Annotated in this window: 1 protein-coding gene; it reads right to left on the bottom strand. The window is 42.2% G+C overall.

Annotated elements, in window-relative coordinates:
* The coding region (locus tag AAEY88_RS12695) for a M13-type metalloendopeptidase (protein ID WP_350562958.1) at window positions 1–341 on the bottom strand (341 nt) is incomplete at both ends.

Genomic DNA, 341 nt, shown 5'->3' with positions numbered 1-341 from the left:
CCGCATCATCAGCTTCTAAGTTGAAGAAAGGCGGTTGTAAAATCGCAGCAGGGAACAAGCTTTCGGTCATGGTTGGGTTGTAGTAAGCGTTAACGGTTTGTGGCGTCATGTGCCACTCGTCTTTGTCAATTGGTTGGCCTAACTTAGCAAGACTTTTGTTATGCTCAACAATCGCCGCACGCTTGGCGTTACCGACTAAATCATCTGCTTTAATGGTTAGTTTGCTGTAGTCATCCCATTTGTTCGGGTAACCAATTTTAGGATTAAACTTAGCCAATTTATCTTTTGCAGCAACTTTAGTATCAGCACTCATCCAATCTAATGAATCAATGCTTGAACTA

This window comes from Psychrobacter sp. CAL346-MNA-CIBAN-0220 (assembly GCF_040309805.1).
Classification (GTDB): Bacteria; Pseudomonadota; Gammaproteobacteria; order Pseudomonadales; family Moraxellaceae; genus Psychrobacter.
This window is presented reverse-complemented; position numbering and strand designations above follow the sequence as displayed.